The 17,374-nt window shown below is 64.6% G+C and carries 17 protein-coding genes; 10 read left to right on the top strand and 7 right to left on the bottom strand.

Features of this window, described 5'->3' with window-relative positions:
• Positions 1–89 precede the first annotated feature (89 nt).
• Positions 90–539 carry a FixH family protein gene (locus tag Q0L57_RS04615; protein ID WP_296738744.1) on the top strand — a complete coding sequence of 150 codons (450 nt, stop codon included), beginning with the start codon at positions 90–92 and terminating at the stop codon, positions 537–539.
• 7 nt (positions 540–546) lie between these two features.
• Positions 547–1,755, top strand: coding sequence for a cytochrome c peroxidase (locus tag Q0L57_RS04620; protein ID WP_296738746.1), 1,209 nt, complete (start codon positions 547–549; stop codon positions 1,753–1,755).
• Position 1,756: 1 nt separating this feature from the next.
• On the opposite strand, the gene Q0L57_RS04625 is transcribed toward Q0L57_RS04620, so the two are convergent.
• Positions 1,757–2,209: an Lrp/AsnC ligand binding domain-containing protein gene (locus Q0L57_RS04625; protein WP_127859989.1), complete on the bottom strand. Its 453-nt coding sequence runs from the start codon at positions 2,207–2,209 to the stop codon at positions 1,757–1,759.
• 164 nt (positions 2,210–2,373) lie between these two features.
• Here Q0L57_RS04625 and putA point away from each other — a divergent pair, with 164 nt between their 5' ends.
• Complete coding sequence (gene putA / locus Q0L57_RS04630) at positions 2,374–5,982, top strand: bifunctional proline dehydrogenase/L-glutamate gamma-semialdehyde dehydrogenase PutA (protein ID WP_296738752.1); 3,609 nt, start codon at positions 2,374–2,376, stop codon at positions 5,980–5,982.
• Between the two features lie 11 nt (positions 5,983–5,993).
• On the opposite strand, the gene Q0L57_RS04635 is transcribed toward putA, so the two are convergent.
• Genes Q0L57_RS04635 through Q0L57_RS04655 form a run of 5 tightly spaced genes read right to left on the bottom strand, consistent with a single transcriptional unit; the run spans position 5,994 to position 10,399 of the window.
• Positions 5,994–6,365 carry a VOC family protein gene (locus Q0L57_RS04635; RefSeq protein WP_296738755.1) on the bottom strand — a complete coding sequence of 124 codons (372 nt, stop codon included), beginning with the start codon at positions 6,363–6,365 and terminating at the stop codon, positions 5,994–5,996.
• 2 nt (positions 6,366–6,367) lie between these two features.
• The gene (locus Q0L57_RS04640; protein ID WP_296738758.1) at positions 6,368–6,682 is read right to left on the bottom strand and encodes an antibiotic biosynthesis monooxygenase; all 315 of its coding nucleotides are present in this window, start codon (positions 6,680–6,682) and stop codon (positions 6,368–6,370) included.
• A gap of 50 nt (positions 6,683–6,732) precedes the next feature.
• Complete coding sequence (locus tag Q0L57_RS04645) at positions 6,733–7,806, bottom strand: energy transducer TonB (protein ID WP_296738760.1); 1,074 nt, start codon at positions 7,804–7,806, stop codon at positions 6,733–6,735.
• A 7-nt stretch (positions 7,807–7,813) separates the two neighbouring features.
• Positions 7,814–8,254 carry a hypothetical protein gene (locus Q0L57_RS04650; RefSeq protein ID WP_296738762.1) on the bottom strand — a complete coding sequence of 147 codons (441 nt, stop codon included), beginning with the start codon at positions 8,252–8,254 and terminating at the stop codon, positions 7,814–7,816.
• Positions 8,255–8,260: 6 nt separating this feature from the next.
• Positions 8,261–10,399 (bottom strand): TonB-dependent hemoglobin/transferrin/lactoferrin family receptor, encoded by a 2,139-nt coding sequence (locus Q0L57_RS04655; RefSeq protein ID WP_296738765.1) that lies wholly within the window; start codon positions 10,397–10,399, stop codon positions 8,261–8,263.
• Between the two features lie 279 nt (positions 10,400–10,678).
• Between Q0L57_RS04655 and hemP the strand changes: the two genes are divergently transcribed.
• From hemP to Q0L57_RS04680, 5 genes are read left to right on the top strand one after another with little or no spacing between them, the layout of a single operon-like run.
• Positions 10,679–10,885 (top strand): hemin uptake protein HemP, encoded by a 207-nt coding sequence (gene hemP / locus Q0L57_RS04660; RefSeq protein ID WP_296738767.1) that lies wholly within the window; start codon positions 10,679–10,681, stop codon positions 10,883–10,885.
• A 52-nt stretch (positions 10,886–10,937) separates the two neighbouring features.
• Positions 10,938–11,999, top strand: a complete 1,062-nt coding sequence (locus Q0L57_RS04665; RefSeq protein ID WP_296738770.1) for a hemin-degrading factor — start codon at positions 10,938–10,940, stop codon at positions 11,997–11,999.
• 11 nt (positions 12,000–12,010) lie between these two features.
• Positions 12,011–12,904 (top strand): hemin ABC transporter substrate-binding protein, encoded by an 894-nt coding sequence (locus Q0L57_RS04670; RefSeq protein ID WP_296738772.1) that lies wholly within the window; start codon positions 12,011–12,013, stop codon positions 12,902–12,904.
• 6 nt (positions 12,905–12,910) lie between these two features.
• Positions 12,911–14,011: an iron ABC transporter permease gene (locus tag Q0L57_RS04675; RefSeq protein ID WP_296738775.1), complete on the top strand. Its 1,101-nt coding sequence runs from the start codon at positions 12,911–12,913 to the stop codon at positions 14,009–14,011.
• A gap of 7 nt (positions 14,012–14,018) precedes the next feature.
• Positions 14,019–14,807, top strand: a complete 789-nt coding sequence (locus Q0L57_RS04680) for a heme ABC transporter ATP-binding protein (RefSeq protein WP_296738779.1) — start codon at positions 14,019–14,021, stop codon at positions 14,805–14,807.
• Position 14,808: 1 nt separating this feature from the next.
• On the opposite strand, the gene rirA is transcribed toward Q0L57_RS04680, so the two are convergent.
• On the bottom strand, positions 14,809–15,270 hold the full coding sequence (rirA, locus tag Q0L57_RS04685) for an iron-responsive transcriptional regulator RirA (protein WP_296738782.1): 462 nt from the start codon (positions 15,268–15,270) through the stop codon (positions 14,809–14,811).
• 190 nt (positions 15,271–15,460) lie between these two features.
• Here rirA and Q0L57_RS04690 point away from each other — a divergent pair, with 190 nt between their 5' ends.
• Together Q0L57_RS04690 and phaP are read left to right on the top strand one after the other, a co-directional pair.
• Positions 15,461–16,756: a DUF445 domain-containing protein gene (locus tag Q0L57_RS04690; RefSeq protein WP_296738784.1), complete on the top strand. Its 1,296-nt coding sequence runs from the start codon at positions 15,461–15,463 to the stop codon at positions 16,754–16,756.
• A 66-nt stretch (positions 16,757–16,822) separates the two neighbouring features.
• Positions 16,823–17,251, top strand: coding sequence for a phasin family protein (phaP, locus tag Q0L57_RS04695; protein WP_296738787.1), 429 nt, complete (start codon positions 16,823–16,825; stop codon positions 17,249–17,251).
• Positions 17,252–17,374 lie beyond the last annotated feature (123 nt).

A 17,374-nucleotide genomic window follows, 5' to 3' on the forward strand; every position in this document is an offset into this window, starting at 1 on the left:
GTCGATTTTTGCGCCAGAAGCGATTTCCCACAGGCAGGGGCGGGATGCGACACGCGACCCGTGACGTTAGCAGCCGAAGAGGAACCGGTTTGGCATCGATATGGCGTTACATTCTTGCGGGACTTGGTTTGGCTGCCTTGCTGGTCGGCATCCTGGCCGTAGTCTATCTGACGGCGCCGCGGCCGGCGCAGGTCGCCGGGCCGGATACGTCGCGCTCGAAGACGACGGCGAACGGCTTGTTCGTCGCCAGTTTCGAACCGGAACACGGCGTCGTTCGGGAGGGCGAACTGCAATCCTGGCTGCTGACGCTGAAGACCACCGCGGGCGCGCCGGTCGAGGGCGCGGCAATCACCGTTTCGGGTGGGATGCCGCAGCACAATCACGGCCTGCCGACCAGTCCCCAGGCGACCGACTATCTGGGCGACGGGCGTTACCGTATCGACGGCATAAAGTTCACCATGAGTGGCTGGTGGCAGTTGAGCTTTGCTATCTCGGCGGCGGCCGGCTCGGATTCCGTCGTCTTCAACATCGTCATATGAGCCGGCAATGAGGCGTCTAGCCGGTGTCGCCAGCCTGCTTGCGTTCGCCGCGCTTGTCCTGCTTGGCGGCTGCGGCAAGCCGCAGTTCAGCGATGCCGAGAAGAAGACGATCGCCTCCTTGGCGTTGAACACGCTGCCATCGCTGAAAACAGACACCACGAACCAGTATGCCGACATACCGGCTGCGGCGGCGCTGGGCTCGACGCTGTTCTTCGATACAGGCATGAGCCGTGACGGAACCGTGTCCTGCTCGACCTGCCACAAGATCGACCGCCAGTTCCAGGATGACCTGCCGCAAGCCGTTGGCGTTGGCCGCACCAACCGGCGCACCATGCCGCTGGCCGGCGTGGCCCGCGATCCCTGGTTCTTCTGGGACGGACGTCGCGACAGCCTGTGGGCGCAGGCGCTGACGCCGCTCGAAAATCCCTTGGAGCAGGCCGGCAACCGTGCCGCCTTCGCGCATTACATCAAGAAGCGCTTCGGCGAACGCTATGAGCGCATATTCGGACCGCTACCCGATCTTTCAACCGTGCCGGCCAATGCAAGCCCGCTCGGAACCGACGCCGAGAAGGCTGCGTGGAACGGCATGTCAGCCGGCCAGCAAGATGACGTCAATCGCGTCTTTGCCAATATCGGCAAGTCGATTGCCGCCTTCGAGCGGTCGATCGAGCCGCAGGAGACGCGCTTCGACCGTTTCGCCATTGACCTCGCAACAGGCACCGAGCCGCAGGGGGATGCCGACTTCTCACCTCGGGAGATTCTCGGGCTGAAGCTCTTCATCGGCAAAGCCAATTGTGTGACCTGCCACAACGGGCCGCGCTTCACTGACAACAGTTTCCACAACACCGGCGTCCCGCCGGTCGCCGACCTGCCGCTGGATCGTGGACGGGTCGATGCGGTGGCGCAGGTCGAGGCTGATCCATTCAACTGCTTCGGCAAGTTCCGCGATGGCGACGAAAGCGCATGCCGCGAGCTGCGCTTCATGGTGAAGGACGGCGTGCAGCTGGTCCGCGCCTACAAGACGCCGTCGCTCAGGGGAGTAGCCGAGCGCCCACCCTACATGCATGCCGGCCAGTTTTCATCGCTCGACGAGGTCGCGGCGCATTATTCGAAAGCGCCGCTTGCGGTCGAGGGCGTGTCGGAGGTCCATCCGCTCGATCTGTCGGACCGCGAACGGGAATCGCTGGTGGCGTTCCTCAAGACGCTGTCGGAGTAGATTATCTGTCCTTGACGGTCTCCATCGCCACGAAGGTCGATGTCTGGGCCACGTGGGGCAGGGCTGAAATGCGCTCGCCCAGCACACGGCGATAGGCGGCGATGTCGGTGGTGCGGACCTTGAGCAGATAGTCGAAGCTCGACGCCATCATATGGCACTGCTCGATCTCCGGCACCGACTGGACGGCGCGGTTGAAGGCATCGAGCGCGGCGGAGCGGGTGTCGGAAAGCTTCACCTGGACAAAGGCGACATGGCCTTCGCCCATTCGCTCGCGATCGATGATGGCCCGGTAGCCCCTGATATAGCCATCCTTCTCCAGGCGTTTCACGCGCGCCTGCACCGGCGTCTTCGACAGCCCGACCTTCAAAGCCAGTTCGGACATGGAAAGCCTGCCGTCGCGCCCCAGCGCGGACAGGATGTTGCGGTCTATGCGGTCCAATTGGTCTTCGGTCATCGATTTGGCGGTCTAAATGATTTGAGTGGTCCTTACATGATAGTTTGAAGGGACTGCATTGTCGATTTCTTTGGACCGATAGCTGCTCCTGGCTGTGCTAGCTTGCGCCATTCGGTCCGGCGACCGCCAGACCGCGCCTCAACGCTCGCTTTCATGGACCCGACATGCCGCTCGACGCCATCCGCCAGCAGATCCGCGCCAACTACCTGCCCGACGAAGACGAGGCGATGAAGCGACTGTCCGCAGCGGCCGGACTTTCGACGGAGGGGCGCAAGGCGATCTCGGCCAGGGCCGCCGATCTGGTGCGCGCGGTGCGCGGCTCGACCGATCCCCGTCTGATGGAAGTGTTCCTCTCGGCCTACGGCCTTTCGACCAAGGAAGGCGTGGCACTGATGTGCCTTGCCGAGGCGCTGCTGCGTGTGCCCGACACCGAGACGATGGATGATCTCATCGCCGACAAGATCGCGCCGCACGATTGGTCCGCGCATTCCGGCGGCTCGAGCTCCATTTTCGTCAACGCCTCGACCTGGGCGCTCATGCTGACCGGCCGCGTCCTCGACGAAGGCGAGGGAGGCATCGAGGGCACGCTGCGCTCGATGGTGCGCAGGCTGGGTGAGCCGGTCATCCGCAAGGCGGTGGCGGCGGCGATGCGTGAGATGGGCGAGCAGTTCGTGCTCGGCCGGACCATCGCCGAGGCGATCAAGCGCGGCCGGCCGATGACGCAGAAGGGCTATCTCTACTCCTTCGACATGCTGGGCGAGGCGGCTCGCACAGAGGCCGACGCGCTGCGCTACCACAAAGCCTATGCGGATGCGATTTCCTCGCTCGACTCCGGGTCGAACGGTCCGGACATCCGTTACAATCACGGTATCTCGGTCAAGCTGTCGGCGCTGCATCCGCGCTACGAGGTGGCGCAGAAGGAGAAGATGCTGCCGGTGATGGCCGAGCGGCTGTTGTCGCTGGCGCTTGCCGCGCGGCATTCGCGCATGGGCCTCAACATCGACGCGGAGGAGGCCGATCGCCTCGACCTGTCGCTCGACGTCATCGAGCGGGTGCTGGCCGATCCGGAACTTGCCGGTTGGGATGGTTTCGGCGTCGTCGTCCAAGCTTACGGTCCGCGGGCGGCCTTCGCCATCGACTGGCTTTACGCGCTGGCGAAGAAATACGACCGCAACATCATGGTGCGACTGGTCAAGGGCGCCTATTGGGATACCGAGATCAAGCGGGCGCAGACGCTTGGACTTACCGGCTATCCGGTCTTCACCCGCAAGGCCAACACCGATGTGTCTTACCTCGCCTGCGCGAAAAAGCTGCTGTCGATGACCGATCGCATCTATCCGCAGTTCGCCACGCACAACGCGCATACGGTCGCCGCCATCCTGTCGATGGCCAAGGACCGCGATACCTTCGAGTTCCAGCGCCTGCACGGCATGGGCGAGGCGCTGCATGAGACCGTGCGCCAGGCAGAAGGCACGCACTGCCGCATCTACGCCCCGGTCGGCGCGCATTCCGACCTGCTCGCCTATCTGGTGCGGCGCCTGCTGGAGAACGGCGCCAACTCCTCCTTCGTCCATCAACTGACCGACGAGGACGTCGCGCCCGAGGAGATCGCTCGCGATCCGCTGGAGACGGTGGAGAGCCAGGGTCCCGCGGCCAATCCGGCGATCGCCCGCCCGGCGGCGATCTTCGGCGCCGGGAGGCGCAATTCGAAGGGCTTCGACATCACCGACATCGTGACGCTTGCGGCCATCGACAAGGCCCGGGCCGAATTCGCCGGAGCGGACCGCTGGCACGCCAAGCCGATCACGCGCGCCGCCGGCTACGGCAAGGCCCGTCCAGTGGTCAATCCGGCGAAGCCCGAAGAGGTCGTCGGCACGGTGCATGAAGCGGCGGCCAAGCAGGTGTCGACCGCAGTACGCATCGCAGTCGAGGCGCAGCCGGCCTGGGCGAAGCGTCCGGTCGCCGAGCGCGCCGCGATCCTCAACCGCGCCGCCGATCTCTACGAGGCCAATGCGGCCGAGTTCTTCGCACTAGCCACCCGCGAGGCCGGCAAGTCGCTGGCCGACGGCGTCGCCGAGGTGCGCGAGGCGGTCGACTTCCTGCGCTACTACGCCGCCGAGGCAGCGAATGCCGAAGCGGGCACCGAAGCCCGTGGCGCGATCGTCTGCATCTCGCCGTGGAACTTTCCGCTCGCCATCTTCACCGGCCAGATCGCGGCGGCGCTGGTCACCGGCAATTCGGTGATCGCCAAACCGGCCGAGCAGACGCCGCTGATCGCCTTCCGCGCCGTCGAGATGCTGCGCGAGGCGGGCGTGCCGGAGGATGTCATCCAACTGCTGCCGGGCGACGGCCCGTCGGTCGGCGGACCGCTCACGGCCGACCCGCGTATCGCAGGTGTCTGCTTCACCGGCTCGACCGAGGTCGCCAAGTTGATCGAAAAGCAACTCGCCGAGACGGCGGCTCCCGACGCCATGCTGATCGCCGAGACCGGCGGGCTCAACGCAATGATCGTCGATTCCACCGCACTGCCCGAACAGGCGGTGCGCGACATCCTGGCATCCGCCTTCCAGAGCGCGGGACAGCGCTGCTCGGCGCTGCGGGTGCTCTACGTTCAGAAGGATGTGGAGAAGAAGATGCTGGAGATGCTGAAGGGGGCGATGGAGGCGCTCAACGTCGGCAATCCCTGGTTGATCTCCACCGATGTCGGGCCGGTCATCGACGACGAAGCGCAAGCCTCGATCAGTGACTATTGCACCAGGAAGGGGCAGGAAGGCCGCCTGATTGCCAAGCTGGAAGCGCCGGCCAGCGGCCGCTTCGTTGCGCCGCATGTCTTCCGCGTCAAAGGCATCGAGGAGATGGAGCGCGAGGTGTTCGGCCCGGTGCTGCACGTCGCGACCTTCGACGCCGACGAGATCGACGCGGTCATCGGCGCCGTCAACCGCAAGGGCTACGGGCTGACTTTCGGCCTGCACACCCGCATCGAGGGCCGCGTCCAGCATTTCGTCGACGGCATCCATGCCGGCAACATCTATGTCAACCGCAACCAGATCGGCGCCGTCGTCGGTTCGCAGCCTTTCGGCGGTGAGGGATTGTCTGGCACCGGGCCGAAGGCCGGTGGGCCGCATTATCTGCGCCGCTTCCGTAAGGGGCCGGAAGCCGGCACCGAGGTGGGGGAAGGCCACAAGGTCACCGCCACGGAGCTTGCCGACAATCTGCCGGACCCGGCGCTGGGTGGCTGGTCGACACGGGCTGATCGCGTCGCCATCCTGCGCAAACATCTACGCGGCAAGGGCGCCGCGGCGATCGCAGCGGCCGCGAGCCTCGATTTCGGCCAGGTCGACCTGCCTGGACCGACAGGCGAGGCGAACACGCTGTCGCTGTCGCCGCGCGGTCGGGTGCTGTGCCTCGGGCCAGACGCCGAGACGCTGCTTGCGCAGACCATCCAGGCGCTTGCCGCCGGCAACGCTGTGCTGGCGGTGGCGCCGGGTGCTCCGGCGGCGCTCTCGGCGCTGACGGGCAAAGGCCTGCCGCTCGCGGCCATCGACGGACGGCCCGATCCGGTCGAGGCGCGCTCGCTGCGCGTCGATGTGGTGGCTTTCTCAGGCACGCCGGAAGCGGCGCGGATCGTGCGCAAGGTGATCGCAGAGCGCACCGGTCCGATCGTGCCGCTGGTGAGCGAAGTGCTCAACCCGGCGGCTTATGCGCATGAGCGGGCTGTGTGCGTCGACACGACAGCAGCAGGGGGCAACGCCAGCCTGCTTGCTGCCGCATGAGGTAAGCTGCCTCATATCTCCTCCGGCGCGCAGCCGAACTTGAGCAGATTGCCGTGCGGGTCCTGGACATAGAACTCCTTCATGTTCCAGGGGCGCACGGTGAATGGGCTGAGCCCTTTGACGCGACGCGCCGAAAACTCGGCATGCAGAGCCGGCACTTCGCCGCCCCTGATGTAGCAGGACGAGACTTCCGGCAGCTTGCGGTCTTCGCTCCTCCAGAAATGGATTTCGATCTCGCCGCGCCGCATGATCAGATAGTCGTCCATCTCCGGTCCGACGACATCGAAGCCAAGGGCGTCGCGATAGAAATCGCGTGTCGCCAAGATGTCGGGTGAGGGCAGGATCGGGATCGAGCGCGCGGGATCCTCGGCCGGCATTGACATCCTCAAGCGCCTTCCACGACGGAGAAGCCCTCGAATTGCGGATGGCCGAGGTAATGCACCTTCGAGCCGCCTGCGTTGCGATGGGCGGCGCGAAAATTCTCCGACTTCGTCCAGGCGACGAAATCCTCCTGGCTTGCCCAGACTGTGTGCGAGGCAAACAGCGTATAGCCCTCGGTCTCGTTGACCGGGCCGCGCAGCAGGTGGAACTCCTTGAAACCCTTCATTTCGGCTAGGCTGGAATCGCGATTCTTCCACACATCCTCGAAGGCTTCCTCGGAGCCGTTCTGGACCTTGAAGCGGTTCATGGCGATGTACATGGCGTTCCTTTCATGTCGCGGTCGGATTGATGGTTTGAAGGCGGAGGCTCTCAAAACGGGCCGATCGCGCCGGTGAATTCGAGGTGGTTTCCGACGTTCGCCGGAATGGGAGGGAAGGGGGCAGCCTTGCGCACAAAGCCAAGCACGATCTGATCGAAAGTGTCCGAACCCGAGCTTTCAACGACACGCAACTCGTCGATCGCGCCCTGTTTGCCTATGACAAAGGTAACGACGGTGTTGCTGCGCGCCGCCGCCTGCAGCGAAGGCGGGACGGCCCGATACACGCGGCCAAGTTTCCGGATCACATTGCTGCGATAATTGTCTTCCGCCTTGGTGCCCGCCTCGTTCTGCCTTTTACCTTTGCTGACCGCGGGCTCGGACCGGGTTTGACCATCCGCGGCGCCACTTTTTTCGGCAACGATCGGATTGGCGGTCGCTGGCCTGGCTGAAGGAACCGGCGGCTGCGCCGGCGTTGGCGGATGGCTGACGTTTTCCTGCTGTCGAGCGGGCGTGGGCATGGGAGGTTTCGCGTCCGGCGCTACGCTATCGGAGTCGTTCCGGGGCGCGCCGGCAACGAGTATGTCTGGGTCGACCGGTGGCTTGTTGATCTTGGGCTGTGTTTTTGCAGCTTCGACCGGCGGCGTCTTTGCAGCCGACGGTGCCGTCTCGGCTGGCGGCACCGGTTTCGCCGGTGGCCGGGGAGGCGGCACCAAGGCGACATTGATCGACTGTTGTTCAGGATTGAGCGCACTGCCGGCAACGTGGGCGCCGGATCTATCGCTGCCTTCTGCCTGTGTCGGATCCTGGAGGTCCGGCTTTCCCGACGGCGACACAAGCAAGGCCGCCGCCACCGCGCCGTGAATCAGGCACGAGGCCGCGATCGCCACCGTCCACTTGCCGTGCTCACCGCGCGGGCGTGGTCCGGCCAACGCCTCGCCTGGAGCGGCCGTCAAAACGCTTTCGGTGCCGGGAATGTCGCTGGTGTCCTGCATGGCGCGGGCCGGAAGCTGCCGCGACAAGCGTGAAATTGTCAAATCAAGATCGGTTGCCGCAAGCGGTGCGACGCCTATCCCTGGCGAGGGCCAGAGAACGGCGCTGCGCGCGAGTGCCGGTTCCATGCCCATGGCCGGTTCAGACGCCGAAAGCGATGGCGGTCTTGGTCGACGTCTTGAGTGCGCGCATGCAGGCTGCCGGCTCGAGACCGGCGCCCGCGCAATCCGTCGCGCTGTCGATCAGCACCCGGCTGAGCTTGCCGCAGGCGGCGCCCGCGAGATCGAAGCGCGTGACTTTCGTCTTGCCGGCCGGCAGGTCCTTGAAGTCGAGCACGGTGAGCCGGTCGACGACGCCCGCCTCGTTGAACAAGGCAATCTCGAAAGCGGCCTTCGACAGCTCGGTGCCGAGGCCGTTGTTGACGACGAAGGTCAGCCGGCAGCCCTTGTCGGAGGGCTGCGCTGCATTGAGCTCGAGGCTCAGGGCAGGGGCCGGCGCGGACTGTGTCCACGCCGGCGTGGCCGCAAGCGACATCGCCAGCGCCGAGGTCAGGAGACGAAGCGATGTCGCCGAACGTGCCATTGGCGATCAGCCTCCGAAGCGCATCGTCGCCGCCAGCTTCAGCGTCACGCCGGGCTCGTAGATGGTCGAGGTGGTCGTGGCGTTCAGCGGGTTGGCGTATTTGACATCGAAGATGTTGTCGGCGCGGAAATCGACCTTGAGATTCTCGGTCGCCTGGTAGCTCGCGAAGGCGTTGACCAGCGTGTAGTCCTTCGCCACCGCGTTGCCCTGCGGCTTGCCGTTATACTGCACCTCGCCGCCGACAGTCAGCTTGTCCTGGAGGAAGCGCAGGCCGAGCTGGGCCGTGACCTGGGAAGACGGGAGGGTGGCGAGATCGGCACGCACGCCCTTGTAGGAGATGGTGTACCCGTTCGTGACGGACGCCGACAGGCCGGCATAGCCCCAGCCGGCGTCATAGGTGCTTTCCAGCTCGACGCCGTGGATCTTGGCCTTGGCGAAGTTCTGGTACTGGAAGCAGATCGGGATGCCTGGACCGAACGGGCAGCCACTGGTCGGGTTGAAGGGTGAGAGCGTCACGCCGTCGATGTAATCCTCGACATTGTTGTGGAAATAAGCGGCCTTGAGCCGCAGCGCGTCGTTGCCCTCGACAATGCCGTTGGCGCTGTAGTTGACACCGAACTCGACAGTCTTGCCGGTCTCGGGCCTGAGGTTCGGGTTGGGCAGGAACGGGAAGGTGACGCCTGCCGGGTGATTGCCGCTGATCAGCGTCTCGGTCAGCGAAGGCGAGCGATAACCCTCGGCATAGGTGCCGTAGAACTGTAGGCCGGCGAGCGTCGGGCCGTCGAACGGCGAGACGCCGACGGTTATGCGCGGCGACAGCCGGTCGCCCGAGGTTTCGGGGCTCGAATCCTTCAGGCTGTAGCTGTCGTAGCGAAGACCTGTAATCACTTCGAGCCAATCCCAGGTCAGCTTGTCCTGGATATAGGCGCCCGAGATATTGCGCTTGCCCGATGGCGTATAGAAGCTGTCGCCGCCGGCGGTGCCGCCGGTCTTGACATTGTCGCCGACCCAGTCGCCGCCATAGGTCAGTTCGTGATCGATGCCGGCGGTCTGGAAGCGCGACGTGTTCCAGATGTCGATGCCGGAAGTGCCGACATCGAAGGTCGATGTCGAGCCGGCCGGCAGCACCACCGGCAGGCCGGTCGTCGGATTGAACCGGTTCTGCGGGATGAGCGTGGTCAGGCCGAGATTGGTCTTGTTGTAGGAGGCATTGATGTGGAGGTCGAGCCAGCTCTTGGCATCATCGGTGATGTTGTAGCGGGCTGTGAAAGTGTTCGACTTCAGGTCGGCGTCATTGGCCGGAACGCCGCCGCTGATCTCGTTCCAGCTGTCGCTCGAGCCGACCCAGCCGAGCTTCAGCTCGCTGTTGTCGCTTGGGCGGATCGTGGTCTTGAGCAGGCCGCTCAAGACGTCGAAGCCGCTCCCCTTCACGTTATCGCCGCCGCCATCCTTGTAGTCGCCGTAGTCGCGATAGACGATGTTGCCCAGCGCATCCCAGTTCTCGTTGATGCGGTAGGCGCCCGTGGCGCTTGTCGTCCAGCCCTTGCCGTTGCTCTCGTAGCGGCCGGTCACGGAACCCGCCCAGGTCTCTTCCGGCTTCAGGAAGTCAACGGCGTCCTTGGTGTCGAAGAAGACAACGCCGCCGATGGCGCCCGAGCCGTAGGTGTTGGCAACCGGGCCGCGGATCACATCGACGGATTTGATGAGCTCGGGGTCGATGTAGAAGGTCGACTGCGTGCCGTGGTCGGAGCGCTGGAAATCCTGCCTGGCGCCGTCGACGATGACGGCGACGCGGCCAAAATCCTGCAGGCCACGAATGTTGATGCTGGAGCTGACACGCCTGGCGTCGGCCTGCACCGCGACACCCGGGACGCCGAGCAGCATCTCGTTCGGCGTTGTCGCCATGCGGCGTTCGAGCTGCTCCTTGTCGACATGGCTTGCCGAAGCCAGCGACTTGATCGCCGATTCGCCGGTGCGGCTGACCACCAGGATCTTGTCGAGCAGCGTTTCGTCCTTGGCGGCATTCCCCTCCGCTTTCTTGGGCTGGTCGGTCTGCTGCCCGGCCGCCGGTTGTGCTGCCTGCTGTGCTTTCGCCGCAGGCATGTAGAGCGCGATTGCCGCCGCGCCGGCCATCAGCATGGCCATGTCCCTTGCTATCGATCGGAAGCCCGGACCCGCGTTATCGCCCGCCAGGCCCGTCCGTCTCCAGTTCACCAACCCCATGCCCCAACTCCAGTTTCCAGGCTCGATGCTGGCTGGCGCGAGGCTCGCTGGCATTTTTCATTTCGTCCGGCGTCTTAAATGTTGACTCATTTAGTCCGGTATTGCACTGACTAGTAAACATGATTATTCTAGTCAAGAATTGAATCGGCATTTTACGCAGGTGCCCGGCCGGCTGGCCGGCACAGGAAAGGACCGAACCAGATGAACACGCACAATCCCCACGATTTCCGCTATCGCGTCCGCCGTCCGGATGATGCGACCGAGCGTTTCGAGCGGGTGCCGATGGCCGTGAGGACGCTCTCAAGCAACACGCTTTTCCAGGGCGAGCACGAGATCGGGATCGAGCACCATGGCGCGCTCTACCGCTTGAAGATCACCCGTCAGGGCAAGCTGATCCTCAACAAGTAGGCGCCGCCGGGCAGGCGCAAGACAGGCATAAATAAGCAGGCAGGTGGACGACATGGACCAGCGCGTGAAACCTTCGTCGGTTGAAATCCGTCGGGCGCGGGAAGACAATCCGAAAATGCGCGAGCGCGATCTCGCGGCCCAACTCGGAATTTCGGAAGCGGAACTGGTCGCGGCCCATTGCGGCCTTGGTGTGGTGCGCATCGAACCGCGCGTCAACGATCTACTGACCGGCCTGGAAGCGGTCGGCGAGGTGATGGCGCTGACCCGCAATGAAAGCGCCGTGCACGAGAAGATCGGCGTCTACGACAAGGTCGTCACCGGCAACCACAATGCCATGGTGCTCGGCGAGAACATCGACCTGCGCATCTTCCTGAAGGTCTGGGCGCATGGCTTCGCTGTCGAAAAGCGCGACGGCGGCGAGATCCGGCGCAGCCTGCAGTTCTTCGACGCCGCGGGCGAGGCGGTGCACAAGGTGCATCTCCGGCCCGCCTCCAATCTCTACGCCTACCAGAAGCTGGTGGCGGAGCTCGAATCGTCCAATCAGGAGCCGTCGGTTCCGGTCGCCTCGGGAGCGCTGGAGGGCGAGACGGAATCTCACAACGCCGACGCAGATATCCACGACCTGCGCGATCGCTGGAGCCGGCTGACCGACGTGCATCAGTTCTTCGGCATGCTGAAGACACTGAAGCTCAGCCGCCGCCAGGCGGTACGGATGGTCGGCCAGGACTATGCCTGGCTGCTCGACAATGAAGCCGTCGGCGCCATGTTCCACCATGCCGCCGAAGGCGAGATGCCCATCATGTGCTTCGTGGGGAACCGTGGCTGCATCCAGATCCATTCCGGTCCGATCAAGTCGATCAAGCCGATAGGGCCCTGGATCAACGTGCTGGACGAGACCTTTCACCTGCATTTGCGGACCGACCACATCAGTGAGGTCTGGGCGGTTCGCAAGCCGACCAAGGACGGTCACGTGACTTCGCTCGAAGTCTATGACGCCAACGGCAACATGATCATCCAGTTCTTCGGCAAGCGCCACGAAGGCGAGGGCGAACGGGAAGACTGGCGCTTCCTCGCCGAGAACCTGCCCCGCACCACCAGCCCGACCGCTGCCTAAGGTAAGACCCAATGCGTATTTCTCTCAGCCTCCGCGCGGCGCTTGCGCCGACGCTCGGCATTTTGCTCTCTGTCGCCGCGCCGTCCGCCCGGGCCGAGGAAGGAAAGACAGTCTTCTCCGATACCTCGCGGATCGCCTCGATTGGCGGCTCGATCACCGAAATCGTCTACGCCCTCGGCGAAGGGGGTCGCCTCATCGCTCGCGATTCGACCAGCAATTTCCCCGAGGAGGCGGCAAAGCTGGCGGATGTCGGCTATATGCGTGCGCTCTCGCCGGAGGGGGTGATGTCGGTCAATCCGACCGGGATCCTGGCGCTGCACGGCAGCGGCCCGAAGGAAGCGGTCGATGTGCTGAAGAAATCCAGCGTTCCGTTCATCGAGGTGCCGGACCACTTCGACCATGCCGGCATCCTCGAAAAGATCCGCGTCGTTGGCAAGGCGCTTGGCGTCGACGCCAAGGCGGAGAGGCTGGCCGCCGAAACTGACGCGAAGCTCAAGGCGGCGGAAAGACAGACGGCGTCGATCAAAGAGCGCAAGCGCGTGCTGTTCGTGCTGTCGACGCAAGGCGGCAAGATCCTCGCCGCTGGCAGCGACACCGCGGCCGACGGCATCATCAAGCTCGCCGGCGCGGTCAACGCGGTCGAAGGCTTCTCCGGCTACAAAGGCATGACCGATGAGGCGATCGTCACCGCAAGGCCGGACGTGGTCCTGACCATGAAGGGCGGCGGACCGCCGATCTCGGAAGACGAGCTGTTTGCCAATCCCGCCATTGCCTCGACCCCGGCAGGCACCGGGCGCAAGATGATCAGCATGTGGGGCGGCTACCTGCTCGGCTTCGGCCCGCGCACGGCGGACGCCATCCACGACCTGGCCATCTCGCTATACGGCAACCAGGTCACGGACTGACCGGAGATGGCCGAACAGTCGATCGCCGGCGCGGCGGGCAGGACGATGGCGGCCGAAGGCGACCGCTCCGCGCGAGCAAGGTTCGTCATCCTGCTGCTCGGCCTGGCGCTGGCGCTTTCCGTGTTCCTGTCGCTGACGTCGGGCGCTTCGGATGCATCCGCCGTTCGCGTCATACGCGACTGGTTCACAGGCGCCGCGCCAGTCGATGCCGCGCTTGCCACGCGCGACCAATTGATAGTCTACGACATCCGCATGCCGCGCGTCCTGCTCGGCGTGCTGATCGGCGCGGCGCTTGCGGTCTGCGGCGCCGTCATGCAGGGCCTGTTCCGCAACCCGTTGGCCGATCCCGGCCTGATCGGCGTTTCCGCCGGATCAAGCCTTGGAGCCGTTGCGATCATCGTGCTCGGCACGACCTGGCTGGCGCCCGTCACCCTGGCATTCGGAACGCTCGCTTTGCCGTTGGCGGCGTTTCTCGGCGGTCTTTCGGTAACGTTCCTGCTCTACGGCATCGCGACAAGGCAGGGCAGGACCTCGGTCGCCACCATGCTGCTTGCCGGCATCGCCATCAGCGCTCTTGCCATGGCGCTGACCGGCGTCCTGATCTTCATGGCCGACGACCGGCAGCTGCGCGACCTGACCTTCTGGCAGCTCGGCTCCCTCGCCGGCGCGACATGGCCGAAGATCGGCACCGTCGGACCGGTGATCGTGCTGGCGCTGTCGGCCATGCCGTTCCTGTCGCGCGGCCTCAACGCGCTGGCGCTGGGCGAGGCGACGGCTGGTCATCTGGGCATTCCGGTGCAGCGGCTGAAATACGTCGCCATCATCGGTGTGTCGGCTGCGGTTGGCGCCTCGGTCGCCGTCAGCGGCGGCATCGGCTTCATCGGCATCGTCGTGCCGCATCTGCTTCGCCTGATGATCGGCCCTGACAACCGATACCTGCTGCCTGCATCGGCCCTGCTCGGCGCGTCGCTGCTCTTGCTGGCGGACTCGGTCGCCCGCACCATCGTCGCGCCGGCCGAACTGCCGATCGGCATCGTCACGGCGGTCGCCGGCGCGCCGTTCTTCCTGTGGATCCTGCTGCGCAAGCGCGGCGTCGTCGATTTGTGAGTCTGCGATGATCGAAGCACGCGACATTTCCGTGGCGATCGGCGGCAAGCGCATCGTGTCGCATGTCGATCTGATGGCGCGGCTGGGAGAGATCTCGGCCATTGTCGGGCCGAACGGCTCAGGCAAGACGACTTTGCTGAGGGCGCTGACCGGCGAGCTGCCATACATCGGAACGATCAGGCTCAACGGCCGTGATCTTGCCGCGATGAAGCCGGTGGAGGTGGCGACGCATCGCGCCGTGCTGCCGCAGTCGACGTCGCTGTCCTTTCCGTTCACGGTGCGAGAGATCGTGCGCCTCGGCCTGGTCGGCGGCCGTTCCGGCGTGCTGCCAGGCGAGGACGCGCGCCTGCCGGAGCGGGCGCTGGCGCGCGTCGATCTCGACGGCTTTGCCGGCCGTTTCTACCAGGAACTTTCCGGCGGCGAGCAGCAACGTGTGCAACTGGCCCGCGTGCTCTGCCAGGTCTGGGCGCCGGTGCTCGAAGGCAGGCCGCGCTACCTGCTCCTCGACGAGCCGGTGTCCAGCCTCGACGTCAAGCACCAGCTCATCATCATGAACATCGCCCGCGACTTCGCCCGGCGCGGCGGCGGCGTGGTGGCGATCCTGCACGACCTCAACCTGACGGCAATGTATGCCGACCGCATTTTTGTGCTGCATCGCGGCCAACTGGCGGCCGACGGTCCGCCGCGAGACGTGCTGAATGACGAACTGATCGAGAAGGTGTTCGACTGCCGCCTCAAGGTCGGCGCGCTGCCTTCGGCCAATATGCCATTCGTTCTGCCGCAGTCGGCGGCTTAGGTCACGCCGCCGGAGCGCGCTGCTCCAGAAGGTCGATGCCCAGCAGGGTGCGGACATTCGGCCGTGCTGCGATAAGATCGGCGATCGTGTAGCGGGACAGCACTGCGAAGAACGCGTTGAGCGCCTCGCGCAGCGCCGAATTCAAGGCGCAGCTGTCGACCAGGGGACATTCGGCGGCGTCGTTCTCGAAGCATTCGGCCATGGCGAAGCTTTCCTCGGTCACGCGCACAACGTCGAACAGGTTGATCTGCTCGGCCGGGCGTCCGAGCCGCACGCCGCCATTCCGACCGCGCACCGTCTCGACAAGGCCGGCCTCGACCAGCGGCTGCAGGATCTTGAACAGGAATAGCTCCGACACCGAATAGGCGGCGGCGATCTCAGGGATGCGGCTCAACCGGTCGGTGTTCGCGGCGCAATACATCAGGATGCGCATGGCATAGTTGGTCTGGCGCGTGAGCCGCATTTTATCCTCATTAAGCAATCGCTTGAGCTGGAATATGGCCCATAGTTTGGAATAATTCCAGACAAGCGCGGCACAATAGATGAATTGGCTCGTCAACTTTATGTGCATGACGGCGCAAATCGTGAGCCATTGGGCATTTGCCGCCAAAGATCCTAGATATGGCGTCAAACCGTCAGGAGCGGCTTCGATCATGTCACAATCGGTTCAGGCCATGGCCCCCGTTCGTTTCGGCGCGGATGCGGAGGCCAAGCTGGCGGCGCTGAGGCGCACGAAATTCCTGGCGACGGCGGCGCTCGCGCTCTGCGTGCTGGTCTTTGCCCTGGCGAAGTCTTTCGAGGGGAGGTATCCGTGGCTCGGTTTCGTCGCCGCCTTCGCCGAAGCCGCGACCATCGGCGGGTTGGCTGACTGGTACGCGGTTGTTGCGCTGTTCAGACGGCCGCTCGGCCTGCCGATCCCTCATACGGCGATCATCCCCGAGAATCAGCATCGCATCGCGGACAATCTCGGCCGTTTCATAGAGACCAATTTCCTGGCGCCGGAGCCGGTGCGCGAGAAGCTCGCCGAGGTCGACTTCGCCGCTTTGGTCGCCGACTGGTTGGCAGATGCCGAGCGCGCGGCCGGGCTGTCGCGATTCGTCGCCCGGCTGGTGCCGCAGACGCTGACGGCGGTGGAGCAGTCCGGCCTGCGCGACTTCGTCACCAGCCGCATGCTGGAGCAGATCGAGAAGGTGCCACTGGCGCCGCTCGCGGCGGACCTTTTGTCGGCGCTGACCGACGACCGTCGCCACCAGAAGCTGTTCGACGAGTTCACCCGGGTGGTCGGGCGCTTCCTCAATGACGAGAAGGCCCTTGAGACCATGCGCGAAAAGATCCGCGAGGAATTGCCCTCGCTGTTCAACCTATTTCGCGCCGACGCCTATCTTTTGAAGAAGATCGTCGCCTCGGCCGGGTCGCTGCTGGAGGAGGTGCGGGCCGATCCCGACCACCCCATGCGCGGCGAGTTCGACCGTTTCGCGCTCGGCTTCATCGAGAGGCTGCGGACATCCAAGCAATATGCAAGGCGCGCCGAAAAGCTGAAGCGCGATTTCCTGGCGAGGCCGGAAGTGAAGGCGTTGGCCGGCGATGCATGGGCGAGCCTGCGCCTGTTCATCGAGCAGGATGCCAACGCGCCGAATTCGATGATCCGCCAGCACCTTGCGAACATGTTCGTCGAGGTCGGCCGGCATCTGGCCGACGACGCCCAGATCAGGGCCGATATGAACCAGGGGTTCGTTGTGGCGCTGGCGTCCTTCGTCGAGAGCCAGAAGAGCGGCGTGTCGAAATTCATCGCCGATCAGGTCAAGCGCTGGGACCTCGCCCAACTGACGCGGCTGATCGAGATGAACATCGGCAAGGACCTGCAATATATCCGTTTCAACGGCATGATCATCGGCGGCCTTGCCGGCCTTGCGCTCTATACGGCGCAGCGGTTGCTTCTCCTCAATTGACGCGGGCCCGGCACGCACTATTCTCCTTTGAGGGCGCCGCAGCCGCGGCAGATCGGGAGGCACGACATGGCAAAGCAACCGGAGTCAGATTCTTTCCTGGATATGTTCAGCAGGTTCGGCCGCGACCTGAAGCTGCCGAGCGTCGACGTCCAGTCGATCCTCGACCATCATCGCAAGAACCTCGAAGCCCTGGAGAAATCCGCCCGGGCAAGCGCCGCCGGCGCATCCTCCGTGCTGGCGAGGCAGCATGAAATGGTCCAGGAGGCGATGGGTGAGATCACCCGCATGGCGCAGAACTACCAGGCTCACGGCAATCCGCAGGATCTGATGGCCAAGCAGGCCGACTTCGCCCGGAAGTCCTTCGAGACAACGCTGAAGAACGCCAGCGAAGTGGCCGATCTTGTGCGGAAATCCAGCACCGAATCGGTCGAAATCCTACGCGACCGGATCAAGGACGCGATGGCCGAAATCCGCACCGGCTACGAAAAAAGATAACGGACCGGTCCCGGTATTTTCAACGCGGGCGCGGGTCTTTCACGCAACCAGCGCCGCGGCTGGAGCGTTCCTTGCTCGCTGCAAATCCGTCAACCCTACGGGCGAAATCGCAGCACCGCGAAT

This window comes from Mesorhizobium sp. (assembly GCF_024509055.1).
GTDB lineage: Bacteria > Pseudomonadota > Alphaproteobacteria > Rhizobiales > Rhizobiaceae > Mesorhizobium.

Excerpts from the sequence above, each read along its gene's own strand:
- Q0L57_RS04620 (WP_296738746.1), top strand. The coding sequence starts at position 547 with ATGAGGCGTCTAGCCGGTGTCGCCAGCCTGCTTGCGTTCGCCGCGCTT.
- Q0L57_RS04625 (WP_127859989.1), bottom strand. The coding sequence starts at position 2,209 with ATGACCGAAGACCAATTGGACCGCATAGACCGCAACATCCTGTCCGCG.
- putA (WP_296738752.1), top strand. The coding sequence starts at position 2,374 with ATGCCGCTCGACGCCATCCGCCAGCAGATCCGCGCCAACTACCTGCCC.
- Q0L57_RS04635 (WP_296738755.1), bottom strand. The coding sequence starts at position 6,365 with ATGTCAATGCCGGCCGAGGATCCCGCGCGCTCGATCCCGATCCTGCCC.
- Q0L57_RS04640 (WP_296738758.1), bottom strand. The coding sequence starts at position 6,682 with ATGTACATCGCCATGAACCGCTTCAAGGTCCAGAACGGCTCCGAGGAA.
- Q0L57_RS04645 (WP_296738760.1), bottom strand. The coding sequence starts at position 7,806 with ATGGGCATGGAACCGGCACTCGCGCGCAGCGCCGTTCTCTGGCCCTCG.
- Q0L57_RS04650 (WP_296738762.1), bottom strand. The coding sequence starts at position 8,254 with ATGGCACGTTCGGCGACATCGCTTCGTCTCCTGACCTCGGCGCTGGCG.
- Q0L57_RS04655 (WP_296738765.1), bottom strand. The coding sequence starts at position 10,399 with ATGGCCATGCTGATGGCCGGCGCGGCGGCAATCGCGCTCTACATGCCT.
- hemP (WP_296738767.1), top strand. The coding sequence starts at position 10,679 with ATGAACACGCACAATCCCCACGATTTCCGCTATCGCGTCCGCCGTCCG.
- Q0L57_RS04665 (WP_296738770.1), top strand. The coding sequence starts at position 10,938 with ATGGACCAGCGCGTGAAACCTTCGTCGGTTGAAATCCGTCGGGCGCGG.
- Q0L57_RS04670 (WP_296738772.1), top strand. The coding sequence starts at position 12,011 with ATGCGTATTTCTCTCAGCCTCCGCGCGGCGCTTGCGCCGACGCTCGGC.
- Q0L57_RS04675 (WP_296738775.1), top strand. The coding sequence starts at position 12,911 with ATGGCCGAACAGTCGATCGCCGGCGCGGCGGGCAGGACGATGGCGGCC.
- Q0L57_RS04680 (WP_296738779.1), top strand. The coding sequence starts at position 14,019 with ATGATCGAAGCACGCGACATTTCCGTGGCGATCGGCGGCAAGCGCATC.
- rirA (WP_296738782.1), bottom strand. The coding sequence starts at position 15,270 with ATGCGGCTCACGCGCCAGACCAACTATGCCATGCGCATCCTGATGTAT.
- Q0L57_RS04690 (WP_296738784.1), top strand. The coding sequence starts at position 15,461 with ATGTCACAATCGGTTCAGGCCATGGCCCCCGTTCGTTTCGGCGCGGAT.
- phaP (WP_296738787.1), top strand. The coding sequence starts at position 16,823 with ATGGCAAAGCAACCGGAGTCAGATTCTTTCCTGGATATGTTCAGCAGG.